The organism is Virgibacillus sp. SK37, assembly GCF_000725285.1.
Lineage (GTDB): Bacteria > Bacillota > Bacilli > Bacillales > Amphibacillaceae > Virgibacillus_Q.
On the sequence record NZ_CP007161.1, the window covers coordinates 2,261,840 to 2,288,107 of the forward strand.

Annotated in this window: 25 protein-coding genes; 1 reads left to right on the plus strand and 24 read right to left on the minus strand. The window is 36.3% G+C overall.

What is annotated here, in order from left to right:
• Positions 1–6: 6 nt before the first annotated feature.
• From X953_RS11670 to X953_RS11780, 23 genes are all read right to left on the minus strand, one after another.
• A complete protein-coding gene (locus tag X953_RS11670; RefSeq protein ID WP_040955736.1) occupies positions 7–435 on the minus strand; it encodes a cell division protein SepF in 429 nt (142 codons plus the stop codon).
• Positions 432–1,112: a YggS family pyridoxal phosphate-dependent enzyme gene (locus X953_RS11675; protein WP_040957093.1), complete on the minus strand. Its 681-nt coding sequence runs from the start codon at positions 1,110–1,112 to the stop codon at positions 432–434. The genes X953_RS11670 and X953_RS11675 overlap by 4 nt, the downstream gene beginning before the upstream one ends.
• A 35-nt stretch (positions 1,113–1,147) precedes the next feature.
• The gene (gene pgeF, locus X953_RS11680; RefSeq protein WP_040955737.1) at positions 1,148–1,954 is read right to left on the minus strand and encodes a peptidoglycan editing factor PgeF; all 807 of its coding nucleotides are present in this window, start codon (positions 1,952–1,954) and stop codon (positions 1,148–1,150) included.
• Between the two features lie 40 nt (positions 1,955–1,994).
• Positions 1,995–2,267 carry a YlmC/YmxH family sporulation protein gene (locus tag X953_RS11685; protein ID WP_040955738.1) on the minus strand — a complete coding sequence of 91 codons (273 nt, stop codon included), beginning with the start codon at positions 2,265–2,267 and terminating at the stop codon, positions 1,995–1,997.
• Positions 2,268–2,344: 77 nt separating this feature from the next.
• Positions 2,345–3,130: an RNA polymerase sporulation sigma factor SigG gene (sigG, locus tag X953_RS11690; RefSeq protein WP_040955739.1), complete on the minus strand. Its 786-nt coding sequence runs from the start codon at positions 3,128–3,130 to the stop codon at positions 2,345–2,347.
• A 124-nt stretch (positions 3,131–3,254) separates the two neighbouring features.
• The gene (gene sigE / locus X953_RS11695; RefSeq protein WP_040955740.1) at positions 3,255–3,974 is read right to left on the minus strand and encodes an RNA polymerase sporulation sigma factor SigE; all 720 of its coding nucleotides are present in this window, start codon (positions 3,972–3,974) and stop codon (positions 3,255–3,257) included.
• A gap of 13 nt (positions 3,975–3,987) precedes the next feature.
• Positions 3,988–4,908, minus strand: coding sequence for a sigma-E processing peptidase SpoIIGA (spoIIGA, locus tag X953_RS11700; protein WP_040955741.1), 921 nt, complete (start codon positions 4,906–4,908; stop codon positions 3,988–3,990).
• A gap of 340 nt (positions 4,909–5,248) precedes the next feature.
• Positions 5,249–6,385, minus strand: a complete 1,137-nt coding sequence (gene ftsZ, locus X953_RS11705) for a cell division protein FtsZ (protein WP_040955742.1) — start codon at positions 6,383–6,385, stop codon at positions 5,249–5,251.
• Positions 6,386–6,482: 97 nt separating this feature from the next.
• Positions 6,483–7,763 (minus strand): cell division protein FtsA, encoded by a 1,281-nt coding sequence (gene ftsA, locus X953_RS11710; protein ID WP_040955743.1) that lies wholly within the window; start codon positions 7,761–7,763, stop codon positions 6,483–6,485.
• 260 nt (positions 7,764–8,023) lie between these two features.
• Positions 8,024–8,803, minus strand: coding sequence for a cell division protein FtsQ/DivIB (locus X953_RS11715; RefSeq protein ID WP_040955744.1), 780 nt, complete (start codon positions 8,801–8,803; stop codon positions 8,024–8,026).
• 222 nt (positions 8,804–9,025) lie between these two features.
• Complete coding sequence (gene spoVE, locus X953_RS11720) at positions 9,026–10,135, minus strand: stage V sporulation protein E (RefSeq protein WP_198023269.1); 1,110 nt, start codon at positions 10,133–10,135, stop codon at positions 9,026–9,028.
• 87 nt (positions 10,136–10,222) lie between these two features.
• Complete coding sequence (murD, locus tag X953_RS11725; RefSeq protein WP_040955745.1) at positions 10,223–11,572, minus strand: UDP-N-acetylmuramoyl-L-alanine--D-glutamate ligase; 1,350 nt, start codon at positions 11,570–11,572, stop codon at positions 10,223–10,225.
• Positions 11,572–12,555, minus strand: a complete 984-nt coding sequence (mraY, locus tag X953_RS11730; protein WP_040955746.1) for a phospho-N-acetylmuramoyl-pentapeptide-transferase — start codon at positions 12,553–12,555, stop codon at positions 11,572–11,574. The genes murD and mraY overlap by 1 nt, the downstream gene beginning before the upstream one ends.
• A gap of 34 nt (positions 12,556–12,589) precedes the next feature.
• Positions 12,590–13,954 carry a UDP-N-acetylmuramoyl-tripeptide--D-alanyl-D-alanine ligase gene (gene murF / locus X953_RS11735; protein WP_040955747.1) on the minus strand — a complete coding sequence of 455 codons (1,365 nt, stop codon included), beginning with the start codon at positions 13,952–13,954 and terminating at the stop codon, positions 12,590–12,592.
• Positions 13,954–15,426 carry a UDP-N-acetylmuramoyl-L-alanyl-D-glutamate--2,6-diaminopimelate ligase gene (locus X953_RS11740; RefSeq protein WP_040955748.1) on the minus strand — a complete coding sequence of 491 codons (1,473 nt, stop codon included), beginning with the start codon at positions 15,424–15,426 and terminating at the stop codon, positions 13,954–13,956. Before X953_RS11740 ends, murF begins: the two co-directional genes overlap by 1 nt.
• Before the next feature lie 135 nt (positions 15,427–15,561).
• Entirely contained in the window at positions 15,562–17,502 is a 1,941-nt protein-coding gene (locus X953_RS11745) for a stage V sporulation protein D (protein ID WP_040955749.1), read from the minus strand.
• Positions 17,503–17,710: 208 nt separating this feature from the next.
• On the minus strand, positions 17,711–19,936 hold the full coding sequence (locus tag X953_RS11750; protein ID WP_040955750.1) for a penicillin-binding protein: 2,226 nt from the start codon (positions 19,934–19,936) through the stop codon (positions 17,711–17,713).
• Positions 19,937–19,953: 17 nt separating this feature from the next.
• Complete coding sequence (ftsL, locus tag X953_RS11755) at positions 19,954–20,328, minus strand: cell division protein FtsL (protein ID WP_040955751.1); 375 nt, start codon at positions 20,326–20,328, stop codon at positions 19,954–19,956.
• Complete coding sequence (gene rsmH, locus X953_RS11760; protein ID WP_198023270.1) at positions 20,328–21,305, minus strand: 16S rRNA (cytosine(1402)-N(4))-methyltransferase RsmH; 978 nt, start codon at positions 21,303–21,305, stop codon at positions 20,328–20,330. Before rsmH ends, ftsL begins: the two co-directional genes overlap by 1 nt.
• 43 nt (positions 21,306–21,348) lie before the next feature.
• Positions 21,349–21,780: a division/cell wall cluster transcriptional repressor MraZ gene (gene mraZ / locus X953_RS11765; RefSeq protein ID WP_019378528.1), complete on the minus strand. Its 432-nt coding sequence runs from the start codon at positions 21,778–21,780 to the stop codon at positions 21,349–21,351.
• Positions 21,781–21,982: 202 nt separating this feature from the next.
• Positions 21,983–23,602: a bacillithiol biosynthesis cysteine-adding enzyme BshC gene (gene bshC, locus X953_RS11770; RefSeq protein WP_040955753.1), complete on the minus strand. Its 1,620-nt coding sequence runs from the start codon at positions 23,600–23,602 to the stop codon at positions 21,983–21,985.
• Positions 23,603–23,691: 89 nt separating this feature from the next.
• Complete coding sequence (locus X953_RS11775; protein ID WP_040955754.1) at positions 23,692–24,072, minus strand: DUF3397 family protein; 381 nt, start codon at positions 24,070–24,072, stop codon at positions 23,692–23,694.
• On the minus strand, positions 24,069–24,956 hold the full coding sequence (locus X953_RS11780) for a 2-dehydropantoate 2-reductase (RefSeq protein ID WP_040955755.1): 888 nt from the start codon (positions 24,954–24,956) through the stop codon (positions 24,069–24,071). The genes X953_RS11775 and X953_RS11780 overlap by 4 nt, the downstream gene beginning before the upstream one ends.
• 190 nt (positions 24,957–25,146) lie before the next feature.
• Between X953_RS11780 and X953_RS11785 the strand changes: the two genes are divergently transcribed.
• Complete coding sequence (locus tag X953_RS11785; RefSeq protein ID WP_040955756.1) at positions 25,147–25,626, plus strand: N-acetyltransferase; 480 nt, start codon at positions 25,147–25,149, stop codon at positions 25,624–25,626.
• A gap of 86 nt (positions 25,627–25,712) precedes the next feature.
• Here the strand turns inward: X953_RS11785 and X953_RS11790 are convergent, their stop codons facing one another.
• Positions 25,713–26,195 (minus strand): RsfA family transcriptional regulator, encoded by a 483-nt coding sequence (locus X953_RS11790; protein WP_040955757.1) that lies wholly within the window; start codon positions 26,193–26,195, stop codon positions 25,713–25,715.
• Between the last annotated feature and the right edge of the window lie 73 nt (positions 26,196–26,268).

A 26,268-nucleotide genomic window follows, 5' to 3' on the forward strand; every position in this document is an offset into this window, starting at 1 on the left:
TGCTACTTACCATCCCTTTTCAAATTCTTCTTCCGGAAAAGCTTCTGAAATTGACCCAGTTACGTCCACATTATCAGGAGTACATAAAAATGTCTCAGCACCAAGTTTTTGAATATCGCCTTTTACCGCGTACACCGTTCCACTTAGGAAATCAACAATTCGCTTAGCCTGATTACGGTCGACACGTTGGAGATTTATTACTACGGCCCGACGGTTTACAATATTGTCAGCAATTTCCTGAGCCTCATTGTAAGTGCGTGGTTCGCAAAGGACTACCTTAGACGTTGCCTGCTGCATACTTGTGAGACTGACCACATTTTTTTTATTTTGTTTGACGGCCTGTTCCTGTGTTGGTTCATCGGCTTCTTCGACATATTCATATTCATACTCATCGTCCATTGTAAAATAATTTTTAAGTTTGTTCTTAATACTCATTTTTCCACCTCGCCAACAAGTTTGGTGCCAATACGAATATGAGTAGCACCTTCTTCAATAGCTATTTTAAAATCATTACTCATTCCCATGGACAAGTAATTGCAAGGTGCGTGACTGTATTGCTGTGCACTTATTTCATCACGTAAGCTTGCTAGCTTCCTGAAAACATTTCTGAGTACCTGCTCATCATCTATATGAGGTGCCATCGTCATAAGGCCGACTACATGCACATTGGGATACTTGGCGATATCTTTAATAAATGAATGTACCTCATCTGGCATTACTCCGTGCTTCGAATCTTCTCCACTAACATTTACTTGTACAAAACAATCCACTATATTTGAAGCCCTTTTGTTTATCTCCTTCGCTAAAGACAAACGGTCTAAAGAGTGAATCATATCTACATTGTCTATAATATCTTTCACTTTTCTAGATTGAAGTGTTCCAATAAAATGCCACTTTGCTCTATTTTCAAAATGGCTGTATTTTTCACTAAATCCTTCAAGACGATTTTCTCCAAGATTCGATATTCCTGCTTGAATAGCTTCTTCCGTTCGCTCTATTGTAACATATTTCGTGACGGCAATTAGTGTTATTTCTTCGGAAAGGCGATTACTGTTTTCACAAGCTTGTCTAATATCTTGTTGTATGTTGGTCAAATTTTCGGTTACGTCCATTGTTACCATTTCTCCTCCCCACTATAATACTTACATTAAAACAAACCAATAAAACCTAGCATTCTTCCTGTTTTTCCTCCATCTCGCCGATGTGAAAAAAACAAATTATTATCCGCGAATGTACAATACTTAGTTACCTCTATATTATTACGAGATATACCATATTGTAAAAGGATTTCTAAATTTAATTTTTTTAGGTCAACTAAATATTTGCCATTATTTACGTGTTTAGTTACTATTGATTGATATTTTTCAGCAATATTTTCAACTACTTTGTCATCTACTTCATAATTTGTTTGCGAAATGGATGGGCCAATTGTAACCAGAATATTTGCTGGATTACTTCCAAGTTCCCGAAATTCATCTACCATGCTTTCAGCTATCCCTTTTACTGTACCCTTCCACCCAGCATGGGCGATTCCTACGATTTCCTTTTTCGGATCGAAAAAAAATAATGGTACACAATCAGCAAAAAAAGCAGTACAAAGCACCTCTCTATCATCTGTAATTAACCCATCTACATCTTTTATAGATGTTTCAATGGTTTCAGCACCTTTGCCTCTATCTTTTTTACTAACCTCCACTACTTTATTATCGTGAACTTGTTCCCCAGCCACCCAATTTTCTATAGGAATGGTTAATTTGTCTGCCAATAACTCCCTATTTTCTAATACGGAGCTGAGCTTATCTTTTACATGAAGCCCACAATTAAGCGTAGCATAAGGAGTTGAACTTACCCCACCATTTTTTGTAGTAAAGCCAGCATATAATCTCGGATTAAGTTTTTCCCATCTTTCTAGCTTGAGAAAGAGCTCATTATCTAAGACAAATGGTTCACTCATAAATACACCTCCCCATATCTGATTGTACCATATCAGACTATTAATTACTTACATAGGTATCGCCGTATAATTGTGGTTGAAGCGTATCTTTTACCAAAATAACATCGGAACCGATACGAACAATTTGTTGCCAATGAATAATTAATTCATCTGGCTTGCCGAAGAAACCACCTTTTTTATCTTTAAGTTCCAACACAATTGCTACGATTTTTCCTGTGTTAACATCAATTTCTAAATCCATTAAGTGGCCCAATCTTCTTCCATCATCTACTGAAATAATCTCTTTAATTTGTAAATCCGATAATTTAATCATTATATCCACCACCTTACTAGAATATATGCAAATTTCCATAAAAAAAGAAACAGGTTTTTACACCTGTTCCTTCTTTATTATTCAAACATTTGCTTATTCATTTGTTTAATAGCACCTTTTTCTAACCTGGAAACCTGTGCTTGTGAAATCCCTATTTCTTCGGCAACCTCCATTTGGGTTTTTCCTTGAAAAAACCGTTTGTTAACAATTAATTTCTCACGATCATTTAGTCGCTGCATTCCTTCCTTCAATGAAAGGTTATCTAACCACTTAGAATCTTTATCTTTGTCATCGCTGATCTGGTCCATTACAAATATCGGATCGCCACCATCATTGTAAATTGGTTCGAATAAAGATACAGGATCTTGTATAGCATCTAAAGCAAAGACGATATCGGCATGAGGGATTCCCATTTCTTCAGCTATTTCCATTGGTGTCGGTTCTTTCGATGTTTTATTAATTAGTTTTTCCCTTACTTGAAGTGCCTTATAAGCGATATCTCTCAATGAACGTGATACACGTATCGGGTTGTTGTCCCTTAAATATCTTCTTATCTCACCAATAATCATTGGAACAGCATATGTGGAAAACCTTACATTATGTGATAAGTCAAAATTATCAATTGATTTCATCAGACCAATACAGCCAACTTGAAATAAATCGTCAACATATTCGCCTCGATTATTAAACCGCTGAATTACACTTAAAACCAAACGTAAATTTCCATTCACCAGTTCTTCGCGGGCTGATAGATCTCCATCCTCTTTTTGCAGTCTTTTAAACAATATTTTCATTTCTTCATTTTTAAGTACAGGTAATTTCGATGTATCAACACCACATATTTCAACCTTATGTCTTGTCATATAGTTAACCCTCCCAGATGCTGATGCTGTTCATGGACAGTATCTCCGCATGGGAGGGTTTTTATGCAATGGCAGATTATGAATTCTGGTGACTAAATTGGCCTTAAACTATACAGAATAAAGGCTAGACCATCTTATTAAATTCTTTTTTCAATCGCCTAATTATTTTCTTTTCTAATCGCGAAATATAGGACTGAGAAATCCCGAGCATATCCGCAACATCTTTTTGCGTTTTAGCTTCTTCACCAACCAAACCAAATCGCAACTCCATAATTTGCTTTTCGCGAGCTTTTAGTTGGGACAATGCGTCCTTTAACAAACCTTTGTCTACATTGGTTTCTAGATTTTTAGTAATAATATCTTCCTCTGTCCCTAAAACATCTGATAACAACAGTTCGTTCCCATCCCAATCTATATTCAATGGCTCGTCAAAAGATATTTCGGATTTAAGCTTATTATTACGGCGCAGATACATTAGTATCTCGTTTTCAATACATCTTGATGCATATGTCGCCAGTTTAATTTTCTTCTCAGGATTAAATGTATTAACTGCCTTAATTAACCCGATTGTCCCAATACTGATTAAGTCTTCAATATTAATTCCTGTGTTTTCGAATTTCCGAGCAATATATACGACTAAACGAAGGTTTCTCTCGATTAAAATAGCTCTTGCTGATTTATCCCCTTTTGGTAACAATATTAGTAATTCCTGTTCCTCTTGCTTGGAAAGGGGTGGAGGTAAAGCCTCACTACCACCTATATAATAAATTTCTTCAGATTTTATTCCTAGCTTAATTAATAATTTGTACCACCATAACCGTAAGCGTAGTTTTATAGTTTTCATTATACATCTCTCCTTAAGCAGTACTAATTGTTGCCAGTTTAATAATTTGTGGCTGCAGCAAGCAATGATAGCTTTGGTCTTTTACCAGTTCAGCAAATTGGATACCAACTAATATATTTGAAGTAATAATCCGCTGGTCTTCATAGTGTACTGTTAGATTATCCGGTCTTAATGCGAGTAAAAAATTACTCTTACCTTCAACTCCTTGATATGGGACAAACTGAATTACATTCGTCCAAGCTGCAGGCAATTTTTCTAGATTAAAATTTTCGTGTACTTCTCTTAATAATTTCCATTCCTGTTCGGTAAACCATTGTTTCAAAAATGTCTCGTCACAAATAATGACAGGTTTTTTCGTTAATGGATCAACCAGTTGGTTTCCGCTATCAATGTATCCACTTGTAGAAAATGCTTTTTCTTTTATTTCAATTGTTACAGGGCATAATTGATCATATCTGATTTTCTCAATTACATGCTTGTCCATACGTCTTTTTGTAAATAACCATATAATCGGGAATCCAATTAACACAAACAACCAACTAACAGGATCTCCATATCCACTATTAAATGTAAGAATTCCATTTCCTGAAATTCCTATTGGATTTTGAAATAAAAAGTGAATACCTAATAGACCACCTCCAATAACAAATGTTACGAAATAAAATAATGAAACTAGCTTCGCCAACCGATTGAGACTCCCTATTCCAAAGGTGCAAATAATTATTAAAAAGGAATAAATTAATTTACCTGGCACACTAATGATAAAAGATTCTGGAAAATAAAGGGAGATAGGAACAAGCAGTGAAGCAACAAAAGCTCCAAAAAAGATTCTGATTTTTCTTGTGCTGTGCCGGGCTAGTAATTGAGTTAACATTAATAACATCATGTCCAGAAAGAAGTTCAATGTCCAGACAGCATCAAGATAAATAGTCACACTGTTCTTCCTTTCATATAAACACTTAAATAACTGGTAGGTTGTTTATAAAGAAAGTATATCGGAGATAGCAGGCAAAGTCTGTCGCTTTTTGAATGGATAATGGGGCTAATTTCCGCAGGTTATTGTTAAGTTTGTCGGTCTTTGAATTTGGTTTTATTTTTAGTTTTTAGGTTTGGGATAAATATATTATTTAATTACATTTCTTAAAGTTAATTCGTAATTTATCCATTTTACGAATCACTTGGATAATTCCACCCATATATATTAGAAACTAAAAAAGACTGTCGAGATAAACTCGGCAGTCTTTAAACAGGAGTAGTTTCCTATTTAATATAATCTAGCGACGGCGGTTGCGGTTTCGTAAGAACGTTGGGATGTCCAGTGTATCTTCCTCTTGCTTCGGACGAGGTTGAACTGACTCTCTTTCCCTTTGTACTTCTTCATTAGCTCTTGTAGCAGCATGTTGGTTATGGTTAATTACAGGTCGATGCTGTTTCGGCTGTTGCTCCACTTTCTTAGCATTCTCATCAAAACCGGTGGCGATGACCGTAACAACTATTTCATCTTTTAAATTCTCATTAATAACTGAGCCAAAGATAACATTTACTTCATTATCAGCTGCAGAAGTTACGAGATCCGCTGCTTCCTGTACTTCGTATAAGCTAAGGTTAGTTCCTCCAGTGATATTCATCAAGATACCATGTGCCCCATCAATAGATGTTTCCAACAGGGGTGATGAAATTGCTTTTTTAGCAGCTTCAGTCGCTCTGGTTTCACCGGTTGCGACACCAATTCCCATTAATGCAGACCCTTTATCGAACATAATTGTTTTCACATCCGCAAAGTCCACATTAATCAGACCTGGTTTTGCAATTAAGTCGGAAATGCCTTGAACACCTTGACGGAGAACATTGTCAGCTTCACGGAATGCTTCCAGCATTGGTGTATTCTTATCTACGATCTCAAGCAATCTATCATTCGGAATAACGATTAACGTATCAACACTATTTTTAAGAGCTTCTATTCCAGAAATAGCCTGTGTTGAACGTCTTCTTCCCTCAAATGAGAATGGTCTTGTCACAACACCGACGGTTAGAGCACCAAGTTCCTTGGCAATTTGTGCAATAACAGGAGCAGCTCCTGTTCCAGTGCCCCCTCCCATTCCTGCGGTAACAAAAATCATGTCAGCTCCTTGAAGAACCTCCTCCAATTGCTCCTTGCTTTCTTCTGCAGCTTTTTTACCAACTTCAGGATTGGCCCCTGCGCCTAGCCCGCGGGTCAATTTTCCACCGATTTGTATTTTCAGCTCTGCTCTGGAAAGATTTAATGCTTGGGCATCTGTATTTACTGCAATAAACTCTACGCCTTCCACACCATGTTCAATCATGCGGTTAACTGCATTGTTACCACCGCCACCTACGCCGATAACTTTAATCGTTGCTAATTCCTCCATATTTGTATCAAACTCTAACATGTCTCGTTCCTCCTAAATATGCAAATTACAAGCGTTTCAGAAACTAATTTATAAGAGGATTTCTCCCTCAATTAACTCTACAGTTATAGTCATTTGTTTAATCAAAGAAATACTTAAACAAATTGGCTACTTTAGAGTCCTTCTTTTTCGTTTCCGTTGGTTCATTTGTTTTTTGAGGTTTTTTCACTCGTTTGGTATGTTGCTCTTGTGGTGCTATAGCAACAGCTGGGAATAACTCTTTCCCTTGTATTTTCGCATTACGATAAGCAAATTGCAAGATTCCAACTCCTGCAGTGAATTGTGGTTCTCGCACTCCGATATAATCAGGTATTGCAATGCGTACATTTGAACGATATAAATCCTGAGCTAATTCTAATACACCTGACATGGCCATTGTTCCACCTGTGAGTACATACCCGCCAGGCAATTCATAATAACCCATTTTTCTTATTTCTTTTTCTGCATACGCATAAATTTCTTCAAGTCTGGCTTCAATCATATCAGCCATTTGAAGTTGATTATACACCTGTTTCGTGTTACTACCGATAATGGAAACTTCAAATGTGTCATCTTCCTGGGCGTCATCATAGAAAGCATGTCCATGATTCATTTTAACATCCTCTGCTTCTTCAGTGGATGTCCTTAGTCCAATTGATAAATCCTTGGTTATGTTGTCACCACCAAGACTGGTTACACTAGTTGATTGTAAATGATCATTTTCGAACACAGAAACGGTAGTACATCCTCCCCCTACATCAATCAAAGCAACTCCCAATTCTTTTTCATCCTTGGAGAGGGCTACTGAACCGGAAGCTAATGGCTGTAAGCAAATGTCTGCTACTTCTAATCCTGCTCGTTCTACGCATTTTAGAATATTATGAAGCACGGTTTTGGAGCAAGTAATAATAGTTCCTTCCATTTCCAACCGCACACCGATCATTCCTCTTGGGTCAGTAATTTCATCTAACCCGTCTACAATGAATTGTTTAGGTATTACATCAATAATCTCCCGTTCTGGTGGTATAGAAATAACCTGAGCTCCATCAATAACCCTGGCAATGTCTTCATTAGTTATTTCACGGTTTTCACTTTGGACAGCAACTACGCCATGACAGTTCTGAAGTTGAATGTGATTCCCATTTATCCCAACTACTACCCGTTCAATATGCATACCTACCATGCGTTCAGCTTGTTCTACTGCATTTTTAATTGATTGTACGGTTTGGTCGATATCAACAATTGCACCTTTTTTCATTCCATTGGATTTTGCTGTTCCCACACCGATAATATTTAATGAGTCATTTAGTACTTCACCAATAATAACTTTTATTTTTGTCGTTCCGATGTCTAAGCTTACTAGTACTTCACTATTATTCAAAAAAAGGCACCCCCTGGTTCATAAGCATCTGGGTTTTTCAGATGTTTTTTTTAATATTAATTTTCTACTCATATTTTTATATTTTATAGGAAACTCGCAGAAAAATAAAATATATATAGGTAATTCTAGATAGAATAGCAGATTCCTTTAATTTATAACGATATTTCAATAATAAATCGTCCAAATCTAGGAATTACATACTATATTCTTCGTTGCAGTTATTGATTCTCTGACTCTTGTCTATGTATTCCTTATAAATTTTATTCTTCAGCTTCATCTTCTTCATTCTTTTCTTTATTAAAAGATTCAAAATAAGCTCCTACCCCTATATGAATTATACCCTTACTGTCTTTATCAAGCTGGGAAACTATGCTAGGGTAAACTTCCATTTTAGACGCAAAGCTTCTAATTGTTCCGTCCACTAGAAAACCATCATTCATGTAAAGTAGGATCTTATCTTTATTCCCTTTTACAGGTACCCAGTGGATTTCAGAGATCAATTTTAATAAGCTATTTGGAAGTTTCTGTAGTTCACTCGTCATTTTTTGTAAAAAAGCTTTTTCTTTAAAATCGACAAGCAAAGGTGCATTTCCTGCAAATGTTTTTCTTTTCATAGATTTTAAAATAGAGCCATTTCCAAGAATAGGTACATAGTTGTTTTCCTGTCTCACATAACCAACAAGTTCATGTTCTTTTAATTCAATCTCAATGGAACTGGGTAGATCCCTACTAATGGCAACAGAATTAATAATTGGATTAGATAGGAGTTTTTGCTTTATTTCTTCCTTATCGACAGACCAAATATTCGTATTTCTATTTAATCCACTTTCTGCAATAATCTCTTCCTTTGTTAAAAAAGTATTTCCTTTTACTTCGATAGTTTTAACATTGCTTAGAGGAGACTGTAAATAAACAATTATAGATATTAAAAAGAAAAAAACAGAAAGATAAAATATTAATCGACGATTTGCTTTTTTCTTACGGGCTTGTTTCAATTTGGGTATCCGATCTTCAATTGAAACAATGTTTTTTTTGCTCATCTCCATTTCTTCCTTTGTATAAAATTAACAATCAGAACCAATGCAATACCTATTTCTGATCAGTTACATGAATTATATCACATATTTCAATGAAATACGTAGTGTACGTAGATAGATTAACAGTTTTTCTTTAATTGGTAACTATAAATATTTTCCAGTCATTTATTAATCATTGGAGGAAGTAATTTTTGGAGAGCTACCTTAACACAAATAGTTTACTACCTAAATTTTTGTATATCTGCTTATATTTAGAAGTATCCCGACAGAACACAATGTTAATGTTAGTGATGAGCCGCCATAGCTTAAAAATGGTAAGGTTATCCCTGTTACCGGTATGAGACCAATTACAACACTTATATTAATCATTGCTTGAATGGACAGCATAGATACAACACCTAATCCTAACAATCTGGCAAATAAATCAGGCGCTTCCAACGAAATTTTTATTCCCCTCCATAACATTAAGATAAACAGACAAATAACAACACTACCACCAATAAAGCCAAGTTCTTCTCCAAGAATGGCAAAGATGAAATCCGTTTGTGGTTCAGGTAAATAGAAGTATTTTTGTAAGCTCTCCCCTAACCCCAACCCTAATAATCCCCCTGGACCAATGGCATATAAAGATTGAATGATTTGGAACCCGTCTCCGAGAGGATCTTCCCATGGATTTAAAAAAGCAGTAATTCTACTAATACGATATGGTGCTGATATTATTAAGCCAACAAAGCCTATCAGACCCAATGCAGCCAGTCCAAAAAAATGGGATAGTCGCGCCCCAGTAACAAAAACCATTATCATAGACGTTAATACAAGTACCATACCTGTACCTAAATCAGGTTGCAACATAATTAGGCCAAAAGCGGTGAATATGAGAATAATGGAAGGGAAAAAACCTTCTTTGAAGGAAGTAATCTTTTTTTGGTTCTTGGATAAAAAAGTTGCCAGAAAAATGATTAAGCCCAATTTCATAAATTCTGACGGTTGTATACTAAATGCACCCACTCCAATCCAACTTTGTGCACCACCTCTGACCATACCTACACCGGGTATCAACACAAGGAATAACAAGAGGAAGCAAGAAAGAAGAATTGCTTTCGCATATTTCAACCAAGTTGAATATGGAATAAACATTACAATAAACATAGAAAAAATCCCTGCAGCAGCAAACAATAGCTGTCTTTTCAAATAATAAAATGAGTCTCCAAACTTATACTCTGACCAAATATAAGAAGAGCTATAAACCATAACAATACCAATAATAAGCAAGCTTATGATTACTCCCAACAGAATATAATCCGGTTTATGGTAAGTTTTCACTGTTTTTTGCAAAGAAAAACACCCCTCAAATTTAAAATAGCAGGGGTGTTGTTTTGCTTCGTTTGATGCTTTAATCTTCAATTGTTTAAAACAAGCCCCCTATCTTAATGTATGCACGGCTTGTATAAACATGTCTCCTCTTTCTTCAAAGGTTTTATACTGATCCCAGCTTGCACACGCAGGGGATAGTAAAATTGTATCTGCAGGAGCGGAAAATTTATAAGCTTCTTTTACAGCCATCTGTACGTTTTCTGTTTTTACTACAATCGGTATTTGAGCCTCTCTAGCAACTTGAGCCAATTTTTCAGCAGTTTGCCCAAATACTACCATACCCTTCACTTTTTTAAGAAATGGTAGTAGGTCATGAAATTCGTTGCCTCGATCAAGCCCACCTGCTAGTAAAATAATGGGGTTTTCAAAAGCACCAAGCGCTTTTTGAGTCGCTAAAATATTTGTAGCTTTTGAATCATTATAAAATGTTCTATTATCTATCGTATCTACAAATTGCAAGCGGTGTTTTACTCCTTGAAAAGTAGTAAGCACTTGATATATTCCACTATTTGTCGCTCCATTTAACTTAGCTGCAGCAATGGCGGCCAAGATATTTTCCAGATTATGCTCACCAACCAAAACAATATCCTTTCTACTCATTACTTGCTCATTTTTAAAGTACACATTCTCTTCATCCATCCAAACACCTTCATTTAATTGCTTCGTTCTGGAGAAGGGAACTTTTGTAGAGTTGGCATAGTGAATTGCTTCAGTTATGATAGGATCATCCGCATTATAGACCAGATAATCATTATTAGTCTGGGACTTAAATATGTTAAACTTTGCTGCTTTATAATTCTCAAATGTTTTATGATAATCAAGATGCGCTTCATAAATATTTAATAATACTGCGATATTAGGTTTGAAGCTCTGTATACCTTGTAATTGAAAGGAAGAGAGCTCAATAACCATGGTTTCATCTTCGCCTGTTGTTTGTGCTATATCTGTTGCTACTTTGCCAATATTACCCGCAACTTTAACAGGTTTTTGACTACACTTAAGCATTTCTGTTATTAACGTGGTGGTAGTTGTTTTTCCATTTGATCCGGTAATTCCTATTATAGGACCTTTTGTCAGCAATCCTGCTATTTCTATTTCAGTAATAACAGGAATATTTCTTTTTTCTGCTTCAACCACAATGGGATTATCATATGGGATCCCAGGATTCTTTACAACAATTTGGATGTCATCCAATACTGATAAGGGATGGGAACCAATAATTACTTCGGCACCCATCCTTTTTAATTCTTCTATTTGATCATTATCTTGTGTTGACTTTCCATCATTAATTCGAACGTATTTATTATTTTTCAACAATACTTTCGCAGCAGCCGTGCCGCTTTTGGCCAATCCAAGTACAAGAATATTTGAGTAAGGAAAAGCTTCTAATGTTTTCATTATATCCCCACCTCAATATAAATGCCTAAACCTGCGAATATTAGCCCAATAAGCCAAAAAGTAGTAACTACTCGCCACTCTGACCATCCCAATAATTCATAGTGATGATGTAGAGGACTCATCTTAAATACCCTTTTACCTGTAGTTTTAAATGAGATGACTTGAATAATTACTGAAAGTGTCTCAATAACAAATACTCCACCAATGATTACTAGTAGAATTTCCAGCTTTGTCATAATAGCAATTGCAGCAATTGCACCACCTAAAGCAAGGGAACCGGTATCTCCCATAAATACCTTGGCTGGATGAGCATTAAACACTAGAAATCCAAGCAATGCACCAACCACTGCTAACGAGAAAATGGTTACTCCACTTCCCGGCATTTGGTACCATGCAAGAATCCCAAATGCACCAAAGGCTATGGCAGCAGTACCTGCAAGGAGACCATCCAGACCGTCAGTTAGATTTACTGCATTGGATGATCCTACAAGCATAAAGATAATTAATAACGCATATCCCCAGCCCAATTCCCATTGAATATCAGTTCCAGGAATTTGTATACTTGTTTCAAAGCCTTTACTCTCTAAAATAAAATAGAATATAAGCGCAATAATTATTTGACCGATCATCTTCTGCTTGGAAGTAAGACCTAAATTACGTTTTAATGCTACTTTAATAAAATCATCAAGGAAACCCAACAAGCCGTAACCAAAAAGTATAAAAAGCAATAATCCCAACTGATAGTCAATCCCGTTAGCTGAAGCTTTCCATACCATGACTAAGGAGGTAATAATAACACTAAAGATGATCATTATTCCTCCCATTGTTGGTGTACCTGTTTTTTTCATATGTGATTGTGGTCCTTCTTCTCTAATGCTTTGCCCAAACTTTAACCTTCTTAAAAATGGAATAAATATTGGAGATAAAAGGACGGTAATTAAAAATGCAATTGCAATCGTCAGTAGTAATATTGAAAAATTCACTGTTTCTCCTCCTTGTACAATAACCGTCCACACTTTATTTTTTTATTAATTTGTTTACAATAGTTTCAAACTTCAAACCTCTGGAAGCCTTAACCAAAATAATGGTTTCATCATTTAAAAACGGTTCTAGGTCCCTTACTAAATCTTCCTTGGAAGAAAAATGCTCTATCTTAATTTCGGAAGACATCCGGCTAACTTCATCATAGATATATTTTGCTTCTATCCCGAAAGTATATAACACAGTAATAGGATGTTTAATTTCATGTGCAATAGAACGGTGTAGTTCCTCTGAATAATCACCTAATTCTAATACATCTCCCAACACCAATATTCGTTCGCCATAGCCTTCCATTTGTTTCATAACTTCAATTGAAGCGATCATAGAGGTAGGAGAGGCATTATAGGCATCATTAATAACAGAAACACCGTTTATCCCCTGTACTAATTGGAAACGCATAGAGGTTTGCTCTAATGAATTCAAACCTTTCTTTATTTCTGCAGTGGGAATCTTCATTTCCTTTGCCAGCAGGATAGCAAAAGAAGCATTCTTAGCATGATGCTTTCCCAATAAAGGTATGGAGTAGGAGTTGCCATCAGATAAATGAAAATTGGTTTGACCATGGCCAACTACACATTTTTCAATTACACTTGTGTTAGTGGAATCATAGCCACAAGTACGTACATTCTTATTACTATGTAGGTGTTTTAAAAGAGGTTCGTCTCCGTCAATTACAGCTAAACCTTCTTCTTTCAACCCATTTAAAATCTCCATTTTCGCTTCAGAAATACCTTTGCGTGACCCTAAATACTCAATATGTGATTCACCAATATTTGTGATCACAACATAATCAGGAATTGCAATCGTAGACAATCTGTCTATCTCTCCAAAATTACTCATACCCATCTCAAGGATAAGGACTTCAGTATCTCTCTTCATGGAAAGAATAGTCAAAGGAACACCAATATGATTATTTAAATTTCCTTTTGTCGCATGTGTATTATAGGTGGTTCCCATAACAGCAGCTACCAAATCTTTTGTAGTTGTTTTTCCATTAGACCCTGTAATTCCTATAACGACAGGATTTACTTCTTTTCTGTATTCTGAAGAGATTTGCTGGAGAGCTATTAATGTATCATCCACAAAAAATACTGATATATCGTTAGGAAACGATTGAGGTAGTTTCCTGTCCTTCGTCCATAAAATAGCTACAGCCCCATTTTCAACTGCTTGATGAACGTATTCATGCCCGTCGAAGTTCTCGCCAACCAATGGAATAAACAGTGATTTACTTACTTTAATTCGACTGTCTGTCACAACTTCATTGATTATAGTTTCCTCTTCACGCTGTTTTTTGAAGTTGGGCAAAAATCCTGCCAACCAATCTATAGTAAATAACATCATCCATTCTCCTTATTCTGGATTGCTTTACGAGCCACTTCCCTATCATCAAAGTCATACTTAACCTTACCAATTTGCTGATATGTTTCATGACCTTTACCTGCAATTAAAATGATATCATCCTTTTGCGCACAATCAATAGCAAATTGAATTGCTTCTTTTCTTTGCTCAATAACGCTATAATTTTTTTCATCCAGGCCTGTTGTCATATCCTGCAAAATGGCTTTTGGATCCTCTGTCCGCGGGTTATCAGAGGTGAAAATAGCTTGATCAGCATACTTTACAGCTATTTTTGCCATTAAAGGTCGCTTCGTCCTATCTCGGTCTCCACCACAACCTACAACTACAAACACTTTTTGGTTTGCAAATTCCCTAGCCGTTTGTAATACATTTTCCAATGAATCCGGAGTATGTGCATAATCGACAATCACAGAGTAGTTTTGACCCTCGTTTACTGGTTCAAACCTTCCATTAACCCCGGAAATAGATTCGAGAGCAATTTTAATCGTATCTAAAGGAACCTGGGAAGTTATTGCAGCAGCACTTGCCGCGAGCATATTATAAACATTAAACATACCAATCAGGTTACTTTGAATTGGGATAAATCCAACTGGTGTGTGTAGATCAAATGATGTACCAAATGTGTTTAGTTTAATGTTCTTTGCCATAACTTGAGATTCATTTTTACAGCCATAGGTAATTACATGTTGGGCTGTACTCCTTTTAAGGAGTGCGTTGGAAGAATCATCTTCGTTGATCACAGCATACTTCTGTGATTGATTAAGATACGCATTCCCTAATTGTGCAAATAAAAGACTTTTTGCACGAAGATAATCATCTATATTCTTATGATAGTCTAAATGATCCTGTGATAAATTAGTAAAAATGGCTATATCAAAATCGCAACCATACACTCTTCCCTGATCAAGGGCATGCGAAGATACCTCCATAATTACTTGCTCTACATGCTGTTTTTGCATTTGATGGAACGTCTTTTGCAAATGTAACGCGTCTGGCGTCGTATTATTTACCGGATAACTGGTTTCACCAATCTTAGTTTGAATGGTGCCAATTATACCAGTTTTTTTCTGAAATTCATTGAAAATTTTCTCCAAGACATAGGATACAGTTGTCTTTCCGTTTGTACCTGTAACACCAATCAATGGTAATTTTTCTGTTGGGTTTCCAAAAAATTGAACAGCAAGCATGGATAAAACACGTGAAGTATCAGGAACCAGAATTACAGGTACAGTCGTCTGAATTTCTCTTTCAGCGATGATAGCGATTGCGCCATTTTCTACTGCTTCCTTCACATAATCATGTCCGTCTACGGTAAAACCAGAAATACAAATAAAAAGGTTACCATCTTCCACTTTCCTGGAGTCCATTTCAATGTTATTAATCTCAATATCTTCTACTGATTGCGTTTTTTGGTAAAAAGGAATAATATCAAGTAATTCTTTCAGTTTCATTTCTAACATCCTATCTCTTTTAATGTACGTTATATATATATTCTAAGTAGGAGCATTTTTTAAGAGGGTGAAAATACCCCCCTTTAAAAATATGCTTTGCTTTTTTGTCAACTCGCTTATCCATTATAGCAAAAATTATTCATTTTCACGATCATTTTCCGATAAATATATTCTCATCTTTGATCCCTGTTCCACTTTAGTACCTGGACGAGGAGCTTGATCCACAATATAGTTCCCTTCGCCACTTGTCTCAATAGAAAGGTTCGTCATATATTCCGTGAGCTCATCTTTAGTCAAGCCAATTAAGTCTGGTACTTCAACTTTTGGTTCATCTGGCCACTGGTATTCTTTTTCTAAACCACTACTCCTTGGCTTTACCTCCATAGCTCTTAAGCTATCATCTATAATTGTTCCCACAATAGGTGCTGCAACTACCCCACCAAATTGAACGGTTCCTTTTGGGTTATCAACAGCTACATACACAACAATTTCAGGGTCATCTGCCGGAGCGAAACCAATAAAAGATACAATGTGATTGTTTTCTAAATACCTGCCATTCGGTCCAACCTTTTGAGCAGTACCAGTCTTGCCTCCTACACGATACCCATCAACATATGCCGGTCGTCCGGTTCCTTTAGCAACAACACTTTCCAGGGCATGACGTATTTCTTTTGATGTAGCAGGTGAGATGACTTTTTCTTTTAATACAGGCTCATACGTTTCGACAGTCTTCTCTGTCTTAGAATCAATCCATTCCTGGGCGATATGTGGTTGATATAAATAGCCCCCGTTAATAGCAGCTGCAACTGCCATTACTTGCTGTATCGGTGTTACCGATACCCCTTGACCAAAAGAAGTTGTAGCTAGTTCTACTGGACCTACATTTTCTGGTTTAAATAATATACCGTTCCCTTCTCCCTGTAAGTCAATCCCAGTTTTCTGCCCAAAGCCAAAATTCCTTATATAGCTAAATAGCTTTTCTTCTCCCAGCTTTTGCCCCAAGGTAACAAAGCCGGGGTTACAGGAATTCTGGACAACTTCTAAATACGTTTGGTGACCATGTCCCCCACTCTTCCAGCATCTTAACTTCGCTCCTCCAACTTTTATGCTTCCACTGTCATGGAATTCATCTTCTTCCAAGTCTACAATTCCTTCTTCCAATGCCGCTGCAAGCGTAATAATCTTGAAGGTTGAACCCGGTTCATATGTGCTCCAAATTGGGAGGTTTCGGTCAAAGATCTTCGCATCTACTTCCTGATAATTTTCAGGATGAAAATTGGGTCTCGTGGACATACCAAGAACTCCACCTGTTTTAGGGTTAACAGCGATCGCCAGTGCTCCATCTGGATTATATTTTGCTACTGCTAAGTCCAGTTCTCTTTCCATGATTGTCTGAACCTTATTATTAATGGTAGTTTTTAAATTTAGGCCGTCTTTTGGTGGGTAATAAACGTCTGCTAAACTATCTAACCTTCTACCCTTCGCATCGGAATAAAAAGATAGTCTTCCTTTTTCTCCGCTTAATTTTTCATCATAATAAAGCTCCAGCCCCATTAGACCTTGGTTATCAATGCCCGCAAAACCAAGAACATGGGAAAGATCGTTGCCATTTGGATAATGCCTCTTAGAATCCTTAGCTAAATAAACTCCAGCCATATCCAAGCTTCGAATAGCAACTTCCTGTTCTTCCGTTATCTTTATCCCTGCTGGTCGAATTGTAACACTTGATTTGTTTTGTGTTATATTTTCATATATTTTCTCTTTTTTTACTTGCAATATCTCCGAGAGTTTTTTTGCTGTTTTCTGTGGTTCTTTTATTTGTCTGGGTATCACCACAATCGAAGGTGCAGAAACATTTTCTGCAAGAATTTCACCTTCTGAATCGAGAATATAACCCCTTTCTGATTCAAAAACAATATCCCTTGTCCAAAGATCACTTGCTTTTGCCATCAATTCATCTCCGATAACAAATTGTACATACCCCAATCGGACATTGATGATCATAAAAAAAATTAATCCAAAAAGAAAAACAGTAACTATTCGCTTTTTCACTGTAACAGTTGATACACGTTTCATTTTCCATCCCCTTTTCCATAGGTAGGCTTGTATCAACTATATGAAGTAATAAAATCGAATAGAACACTGTTTTAGATCAATGAAGAGGTCGCACCACTAACTAAAAACATACGTAAGAGCTTCACAGTCACATATTGTCCAATGAAATTAAAATGGACGTTATTCATTAAGCATTAAAGATGAAGACCGAAGAAACTATACGATTAACTTAATCTGCGCCCGAGGTTTCTTCTTCTTGACTCCCACTTTCTGCACTCTCTTTAGTCGGCGGCTTAAATTCTACTCCTAAGTAGTCTCCTTTTTTAAGTGGAGTACCAGCTTTAATATTCTGAGTTACGCTATAACCATTACCAAACGTTTCTATTTTAAGTTCAAGAAGTTCAGCAAACTGAATGACATCCCGCAGTGACCAGCCAATAACAGAAGGCATTGTAGGCTTATCGGTTATTAAGATAATATGATCATTCTCTAAAACTTTATCCCCTTGTTTAACGCTTGCATCCGTAATTTTGCCTTTTCCTGCAACCGTTACTTGTAAACCTTTATCGGAGAGTGTTTTCCTCATCTTGTCAGCAGGCTTACCAATAAGTTCCGGAATGGAAATCTCTTTGATTTGCTTTTCTGGATCCTTATCTGGATCTATATTTAAATAATGTAAACTATTCTCCATCACATTAGTAAATATAAATGATACTGGCATGGATCCTGTTTCTGTTGGTTCAAGTTCTGGTTTTTTCACAGATACATAGATCATCAGTTGAGGGTCTTCTATAGGTGCCATACCTAGAAAAGAGAATATATGATTCTCTTTTCCCCGTAGATATGCTCCGGTGCTTGAATCTGGATTAGGTATTTGTGCAGTTCCTGTTTTCCCCCCCACCGTATAATCATTGATTTGGTACATTTTACCTGTCCCATGTTCTCCATTTACTACTGATTCTAATAGTTTCAAAACCTTATCGGAAGTTTCCTTTGAAATCGGGTTGCCAACAACGTTAGGAGATTTTTCTTTAATATTTTTTCCCGTCGTTGAATTTACTATTTTTTTCATAACATAAGGCTGCATCATTTTACCATCGTTAGCAATAGCTGAAGCAGCTTTTAATTGCTGAATTGGTGTCAAGGTACTTCCCTGCCCAAAAGAGGTTGTAATTTTTTCAATGGAATAATTGTATAGAATTCTTCCAGCAACCTCATTAGGTAAGTCAATACCAGTTTCTTTATCTAAACCAAACGCCTGAAGATACTCTAAGAATTTATCTGTCCCTACCTTTTCCCAAGCCAACTTAGCTGCTGCAACATTAGATGATCTTTGAAAGCCTTCATCGTACGTTATGATATCCCAACCTCTTCCACCATTATGGTCGTTAATAGGTTGGATCTGTTCGTTAGGACGATAGCTTCCGGATTTGTATGTCTCATTTCCGTTATAGACACCTTCTTCAATTGCTGATGCCCATGTAAACATTTTAACCGTAGACCCCGCCTCTACAGGGGTAGAAACTACATCATTATACCAATTCTCAACATCTGAAGGATTGTTTGGATTATAACTAGGACGATTTCCCATAGCAACGATTTCACCAGTTTTAGGATTCATTACTACAGCAGTGATTCGCTCCGGATTATATTCTTCTTCCACCTGACTTAACGAATCTTCTAATAAAGTCTGAATTTTTTGATCTATCGTGAGATAAACATCGTCTCCGTCTTGAGGTTTGGTAATAACTTCATTGGGGTCTAACAGTTTTTTATTGTACTTGTCACGTTGGTACGAGATATGGCCGTCTTTACCACTCAGCAGATCATTCATTTCCTTTTCCATGCCAGCAATCCCGGTAATTTCCCTTTTAACACCATTTTTTGTCTCTTTTTCAGTCTCTCTAGCAAAACCTAGGATGTGTGAAGCGAATACTCCATTGGGATAGTAACGAATGGGTTCCTTTTCAAACTTAATCCCAGGTAACTTCAGAGCAGCAATTTCATCTCTTTTTTGTTGTGAAAGTTCTCTACCCTTTTTACCAAATTCAACCTGAAATTTTTCATCTTCAATTCCATCCTCAATAATAGAACGAATTTCTTCTTCTTCTAAATCCAATAAAGGAGCCAGCAACTCCGCCGTTTTCTCCGGATCATCTACATGCTTAGGCTCCTCTGGGTTGGAAGTATACGCTTTGTCCACGATTGCATACATTCGAAATGTTGGCCGATCATAGGCAAGCGTCATTCCATTTTTATCATAAATTTTTCCTCTCTCTGAATCAATGGTATAGGAAGCCGTTCTTTTTTCTTCTGCCCATTTTTCCAAAGAAACACCATCAATTTCCCCTGTCACTTGAATATATAGAAATCTTCCCGTTAGTACGAGAAAGATGCCAACAAAAACAAGCATGAGAATACCCGCCATAAAATGAGTTGTTTTATGTTTCTTCATACTAACTTACTCCTTGATTAGTTGTTAAATGCGTGTGCTTGTTTCACTTCTGCATTTTGGATTTTCAAACCATTTTTTTCTGCAATTTTAGTAATTCTCTCCGGCCTGCTTAGTTCCTTCATTTCATAAAGCAAACCTTCGTTTTCCACTTTTTGAGTTTGCACAGTTTTTTCCAACTTCTGAATGTCTCTGTTTATTGCATCGGTATTTGAAGAAAAAGAAACAATAAATACTCCTGCAGCTATAAGGCCAGCTCCCACAATAGAAATAATTGCTTTTTCTCCTTTTGTAATCCATCCTTGTTTCTTTACTTTTACAACAACCTTCTGGTCTTTTTTCGGCGTCTGTTCCGGATTAGTATGTTGCCAACTACGGGCATAATTAGCACTCATTATTTCTTCCACCCTTCCTCATACGTAAATTCTTCTCTCCAAGGTTTTATTTTCTTTATTATTCGTAGCTTTGCCGAACGAGATCTTCGATTAGCTTCCAGTTCTACTTCATCTGCGCTAATTGGCTTTCTATTTAACAAAGTGAACGGAGCTTCATGAGATTCTGGTATTATAGGCAAGTTTTTTGGTGTTTCTTTAGCAGTACTCCATTTTTTAAAAGCTTGTTTGCATAACCTGTCTTCAAGCGAATGAAAGGTAATTACGACGATTCTTCCACCTATCCCCACCACACGTGCTGCTTGATGAAGCGCATCGTTAAAAGCTGAAAGCTCATCATTAACTGCAATTCGCAACGCTTGAAAAATGCGCTTCGCAGGATGACCTCCTTTTCTCCTTGCTGGTGCAGGGATTCCTTCCTTAATAAGTTCAACAAGCTGATGGGTTGTACGAATTTCATTTGCCTCTCTGTATGACTCAATTTTCCTCGCAATTTGCTTAGAAAATTTTTCTTCCCCATATTTGAAAAAAATTGAAACTAAATCATTGTAAGACCATGAATTAACAATGTCATAGGCATTCAACTCTTTCGTTTGATTCATGCGCATATCGAGTGGGGCATCGTGCTGATAACTAAATCCTCTATCACCTCGGTCAAGCTGGGGAGAAGATACTCCAAGATCAAATAAAATTCCATCGACATGTTCAATTTGGTTGTTCAATAATTCCTCTTCCAACCCTCGAAAATTCGAATGAATAAATAGTATTCGATCCTGATATACCTTTAATCTTTCTTTAGCTGCCTGTAAAGCATCTAAATCCTGATCAAAAGCTATCAATAGACCATTTTCATTTAACTTTGAAGCGATTTGTTCGGAATGACCCCCACCGCCAACTGTGCAATCAACATATGTACCATCCGGCTTTATATTCAGGCCATCAATTGTCTCTTTTTTTAAAACACTATAATGTTCAAACACACATTCACCCACTTTTTAACAGTCCAGTTCTAATTTCTTTGTATCAAATATCAAAATCCAAAAGATTCTCAGCAATCTCTGCGAAAGATTCCTCAGAATCAGAGAAATAATCCTCCCAATTTTCGCTTGCCCAAAATTCAATTCGGTTCGAGACACCAATCACAACGCATTCTTTTTCTAGTACTGCATAATTTCTCAATGGTTGAGGAATGTTTATTCTTCCCTGCTTATCCACTTCACATTCAATAGCACCAGAAAAGAAAAATCGGGTGAATGCTCTAGCATCCTTCTTTGTTAATGGAAGCTTTTTTAACTTTTCTTCTAATATTTTCCACTCATTCATTGGGTAGGCAAACAGACATTTATCCAGTCCACGGGTTACAACAAAACGATCACCAAGATCATCGCGAAACTTAGCAGGAACAATTATTCTTCCCTTTGTATCGATGTTGTGTTGGTATTCACCCATAAACATAGAGTCCGCCCCACCTTCTTTCCCCTATATTACCACATTGCCCCACTATCCACCACTTATTTATCAAAATTTCTTTTAATAAATCTCAAAATAGATAATAGCAGTTGTTTTGAGACAGAAAAAAAAGCTGTCATATCAATGATATGACAGCTTTCACTATCTTCAATCTATTTTGGTGGAGACTTGTGGGGGGTTCCTCTTCTTACAAATAAACAAAGTAATGTTCTTTATCAAAAGAACAAGACATGGCAGTTAAATCATTTATAAATTGTTTCCCATGATTATTAATAAATGGAAGAGGTGTCCACATTCTTTCTTGCAGGCTCCCAGCTGGTTGAATAAGTAGTGTAATTAAATCCAACTCCCACAGTTGTTTCTCATACTTTTCTTTCATGGCTTTTATCATTCGTTTTTGCAGAAAATTAATATTCTCATCTAAATAAACAAGATTCTTTTCTGAAAGTTGGCCAATATCAGCGCGAATATCCCAAGCTAACTCTCGGAGACGTTGATGAGCACTCTCAATAACATTTTTGACTTCTACAGAAATATCTTCAATCTTCGGATCGTTTTTTCCTGCTAACCAATTATCCTTAAACTGTTGAAGATCTATATTTATTGCTTGCTCAGCAGTTAAGTTATATTTTCTAATTAATTTCTCTACATTTCTTTCTATAAATGTAAAGGATAATCTTGGGATAACTGGTGGCATTTTTATATTTAAAGTTTGAAATGCCTCTTTTAATTCTGCCCAATAGCTTATCTCTCCCGGACCACCAACAAATGCTAGTGTTGGAAATAATAACTCCTGCATTAGTGGACGGGTGACAACATTGTTACTAAGCTGTTCAGGATGCTCTTTGGCAACAGATAATAGTTCTTCTGTAGTAAAACGCACTTCATTTTGTTTTCCTACCCATTCCCCGTTATCTGACCGGCTAAGTAATATTCTTTCCCCATGATGATGGTAGAAAAGGTGAGCGTCATTTATTTCTGAACCAATAGATGATGGATAACCCATTTGTTGCAATTCCCTCGCTGTTTCGTACACCGCTTCAGAAATTGCAGGTTGGTACTGGATCATTTCTTCAAAATAAATAGATTCAATTCTTCGAAGTAGTGGGCTTCCTGAGTCAGCAAGTACAAGGCCTTCCGAACTAAACAAATGGTAGACAAACCTGGCAAAAAAGTCCACATAGGTTTCTGATTTATCCAAACATCGTCGAACCCATTCATAAAGCCCCTTCGTATGCATTGTCTCCGGCAATTGCTCAAAAAGCTGTTGAAGCCAATTGTCTGCCTTCTCGCGGTCAATTTGCATATGGGATACCGATTTTTTAGTGTAAGCATGTTGAGAAAGTGTATGTTTGCTCAGCTTGGTATTTTCAGGTAAAAAGACATGATTGACCTCTGCAAAGTCGTGATCCTCACCTGCTATCCAAAATACAGGGATTACAGGTATATTCAATTCCTTTTCCTGTTCCTTCGCATACTGAATAACTGAGATGATTTTATTTATAGTGTACATCGGTCCTGATAGCAAGCCGGCTTGCTGACCTCCTATTACTACGATACTATTCTCTTGTTCAAGCCGATTGATATTACCTAGTGTTGCCTCAGGTGCCTCCCATTGCTTATTCATTGTATGTAATACTTCACTAAGCTGTATACGATCAAAGTGGCGACCCTTCAAGTCTTTCACTCTCTGTTCTGTACTTTTGAAGGGATGATAATCAAAAAAACGTAATATATCTTTATCATCGTTTCTATATTTTTCTATAAGCTTATTCTGTTTATGTAATGTTATAGGGTCGATATGCATTGATCCCATGCTCCTTTTATTCATTATCCAATACGTATTTTACATAATTCATTCATAAATTTCATATGATCTGCCTATATTAACATGAATTAATAAAATATGCGTTGGATAACCCCTACCAATGATAACAGCAAATAAGCAAATAAAAATAGCAGGAATGTTATCCTCCATGTTAAAATAATTGCTTTAGAGATAACGATTTCCGTGTTATATCTCCATTGATAGAAAATAATTATACATAGAACAGATAATATGAGGACCAATATATACCCCGAATGAGTCTGGCCAAAAATAATTTTTAGTAACATAGCTACTGCGATAATATATAATATGGTTGTTACATAGACTGTTATGCGAACAGCTTTTATCTCTGATTTACCAGCCTTACGAGCAACTAAATAGGTAAACCAGGTTGCAAGGAGCGGGACAGCAACAAAAATAGAAATAAGATATATAATGAATTCCTTCATCTGTGCAGTATTCCTTTCTTCTTTTCTAGGGCCTTTATACTATGATATACAAATGCAGTGTATGGTATTTTTGAATTTGAACATTGCTTTAACAGATAACCAGAAATTGCTTCTATTTCAGTTGGTCTTCCCTCCTTGATATCTTTGAACATGGATGATGTGTTTTCTCCAGTGGCTTTTGCCACCCGCTGAACCTCCGACCACTGTTTAACTTCATTTAAACTTAGAACAAAACACGCTTCTTCACATAATTTCTTAGCTAAGATCTTAATATATTCATTTTGAATGACCTGTGAATTTTTAACCTGAAAGAGAGCGGTTAGTGGGTTAATTACTGCATTAAGAACCAATTTTTCTTTTAGCAATATAGACCAGTTATCCCGATAGACCATTGGAAAGTCATGTTGTTCAAAGACAGATAAAAGCTGCTGTAATTCTCTGTTAGATATCCCGTTATATGATGCCAACTTAATAACACCAACCCCAGTATGCTTAACGGTATAATCATTAATTTTTTCGGCTCCATGCTCTGTAATACCTATACTCATCGGTTGACTAAGATTGGTGATTTTTTCTATATGTGACATTCCATTTTGAAGAAATATCAACGAAACCTTATTACTCAGGCTTGAAACATATGGCAAAATTTCTAACAACTGAAATTGCTTCACACATACAAAAACACAATCCTGATCCTTAATCTGATCTATAAGTTTACATTGTACATGCTGTCGCTCAAACTTATTTGTAACCCTTATCCCATGTAAATCTATTAATACTTTTTGTTCTGCCCGCCTTACATATACCGTGATATCATGCTCTTCAGCTAAATAGCCACTTAATAATAACCCTATTGCCCCGCCACCAATTATACCGATATTCATATGTACAGCCCCTTAACTTATGTATGAACAGTATAGCAGAAACAATTATATCCGAATATTCATTAAATCGGCAATAATTTATAATATCATTCTTTTATTTGAATCTGTTCTTTTTTATATTATAATAAAAGAGGTATAGAATGAGGAATACTTATTATTTGTTTAAATGGGCTAAAGGGGGAGAAGTATTATGAATCGCATAAAAGTAGAAAAATTGCTAATCAACTTTAAAACCTTAGAAAAATTCAAATATTTCAAAGAATACGGTAACCAGGAATTATCGATGTTGGAAGACCTTGAGAGTAATATGGTAGAAAATGATAGTGATTCACCATTTTACGGAATCTACTTTGGGGATAATTTGGTGGCGAGAATGAGCCTTTATAAAGTAAAAGCAAAATACGATCAATATTTTGAGCCTCCACAGGATTATTTAACACTATGGAAGCTGGAAGTGCTACCTGATTATCAAGGGAATGGATACGGTAAAGCATTAGTGGATTTTGCAAAGAGTTATAACTTACCGATTAAAACAAACCCTAGAATTAATTCACATGGTTTCTGGGAGAAAATGAGCTTCCAGAAAGCGCATTATGACATGGAAAGAGACCTTGGAGAAAATCCGCTTATTTGGCTACCAGAAGGAGTTAAAGAACAGGACAATAAATAATTTCGTGAAATCCTTGCAGAAGACATGAACGGCTCTTATTCAGTACATTCATGTCTTTTGCTATTTTAAAGAATATTATATAATCTCTACGCTTCCGCATTCACCCATGCCCACAGCTTACCCATTTCTTCCCATGCATGCTCGTAACGCACAAGTTTTTCTTTTAATTTTTCATTCTCCAACTTCAAGGCAGTCACTTGTTTGTCCTGATCCTCACGGTAAATTCTTTCTTTTCCTTCCTCAGACAGACTTAATTTCATTTGTTCCAACAAAGATATCGCAGTTTGGATTGTTTCTTTTGAATTCCCCTCGTGTAGGTTATCTTGATAAATATCTTTCCTGTTTTGTTGCTTTCTTTCATCTTTTGCCAACTGAATAGCATTTTGATAATGTTTACGTATAGTCGCATTCCACCTGAAACCACATGCCGCTGATGTGCGAGACAATTGTTTAGCTACATCTTTAAATGCTTCCAGCTGTGTCTTTCCCTCTCTAATATACCTTAGAACAGTTTCAGCTAGAACGATATCTTCATCTTTAGTCCATGCATCCTGACGTGAAGCATTCATCCTATCCCTCCTTATTCGTTTGCTATAAATGTATGCTAAGAATAGTTCTGATAGAATAAATGTTTATCATTTT

Bases quoted from the DNA above. Each gene is read 5' to 3' on its own strand.
- X953_RS11670 (WP_040955736.1), bottom strand. From the start codon at position 435: ATGAGTATTAAGAACAAACTTAAAAATTATTTTACAATGGACGATGAG.
- X953_RS11675 (WP_040957093.1), bottom strand. From the start codon at position 1,112: ATGGACGTAACCGAAAATTTGACCAACATACAACAAGATATTAGACAA.
- pgeF (WP_040955737.1), bottom strand. From the start codon at position 1,954: ATGAGTGAACCATTTGTCTTAGATAATGAGCTCTTTCTCAAGCTAGAA.
- X953_RS11685 (WP_040955738.1), bottom strand. From the start codon at position 2,267: ATGATTAAATTATCGGATTTACAAATTAAAGAGATTATTTCAGTAGAT.
- sigG (WP_040955739.1), bottom strand. From the start codon at position 3,130: ATGACAAGACATAAGGTTGAAATATGTGGTGTTGATACATCGAAATTA.
- sigE (WP_040955740.1), bottom strand. From the start codon at position 3,974: ATGAAAACTATAAAACTACGCTTACGGTTATGGTGGTACAAATTATTA.
- ftsZ (WP_040955742.1), bottom strand. From the start codon at position 6,385: ATGTTAGAGTTTGATACAAATATGGAGGAATTAGCAACGATTAAAGTT.
- X953_RS11715 (WP_040955744.1), bottom strand. From the start codon at position 8,803: ATGAGCAAAAAAAACATTGTTTCAATTGAAGATCGGATACCCAAATTG.
- murD (WP_040955745.1), bottom strand. From the start codon at position 11,572: ATGAAAACATTAGAAGCTTTTCCTTACTCAAATATTCTTGTACTTGGA.
- murF (WP_040955747.1), bottom strand. From the start codon at position 13,954: ATGTTATTTACTATAGATTGGTTGGCAGGATTTTTGCCCAACTTCAAA.
- X953_RS11740 (WP_040955748.1), bottom strand. From the start codon at position 15,426: ATGAAACTGAAAGAATTACTTGATATTATTCCTTTTTACCAAAAAACG.
- X953_RS11745 (WP_040955749.1), bottom strand. From the start codon at position 17,502: ATGAAACGTGTATCAACTGTTACAGTGAAAAAGCGAATAGTTACTGTT.
- X953_RS11750 (WP_040955750.1), bottom strand. From the start codon at position 19,936: ATGAAGAAACATAAAACAACTCATTTTATGGCGGGTATTCTCATGCTT.
- ftsL (WP_040955751.1), bottom strand. From the start codon at position 20,328: ATGAGTGCTAATTATGCCCGTAGTTGGCAACATACTAATCCGGAACAG.
- mraZ (WP_019378528.1), bottom strand. From the start codon at position 21,780: ATGTTTATGGGTGAATACCAACACAACATCGATACAAAGGGAAGAATA.
- bshC (WP_040955753.1), bottom strand. From the start codon at position 23,602: ATGCATATCGACCCTATAACATTACATAAACAGAATAAGCTTATAGAA.
- X953_RS11775 (WP_040955754.1), bottom strand. From the start codon at position 24,072: ATGAAGGAATTCATTATATATCTTATTTCTATTTTTGTTGCTGTCCCG.
- X953_RS11780 (WP_040955755.1), bottom strand. From the start codon at position 24,956: ATGAATATCGGTATAATTGGTGGCGGGGCAATAGGGTTATTATTAAGT.
- X953_RS11785 (WP_040955756.1), top strand. From the start codon at position 25,147: ATGAATCGCATAAAAGTAGAAAAATTGCTAATCAACTTTAAAACCTTA.
- X953_RS11790 (WP_040955757.1), bottom strand. From the start codon at position 26,195: ATGAATGCTTCACGTCAGGATGCATGGACTAAAGATGAAGATATCGTT.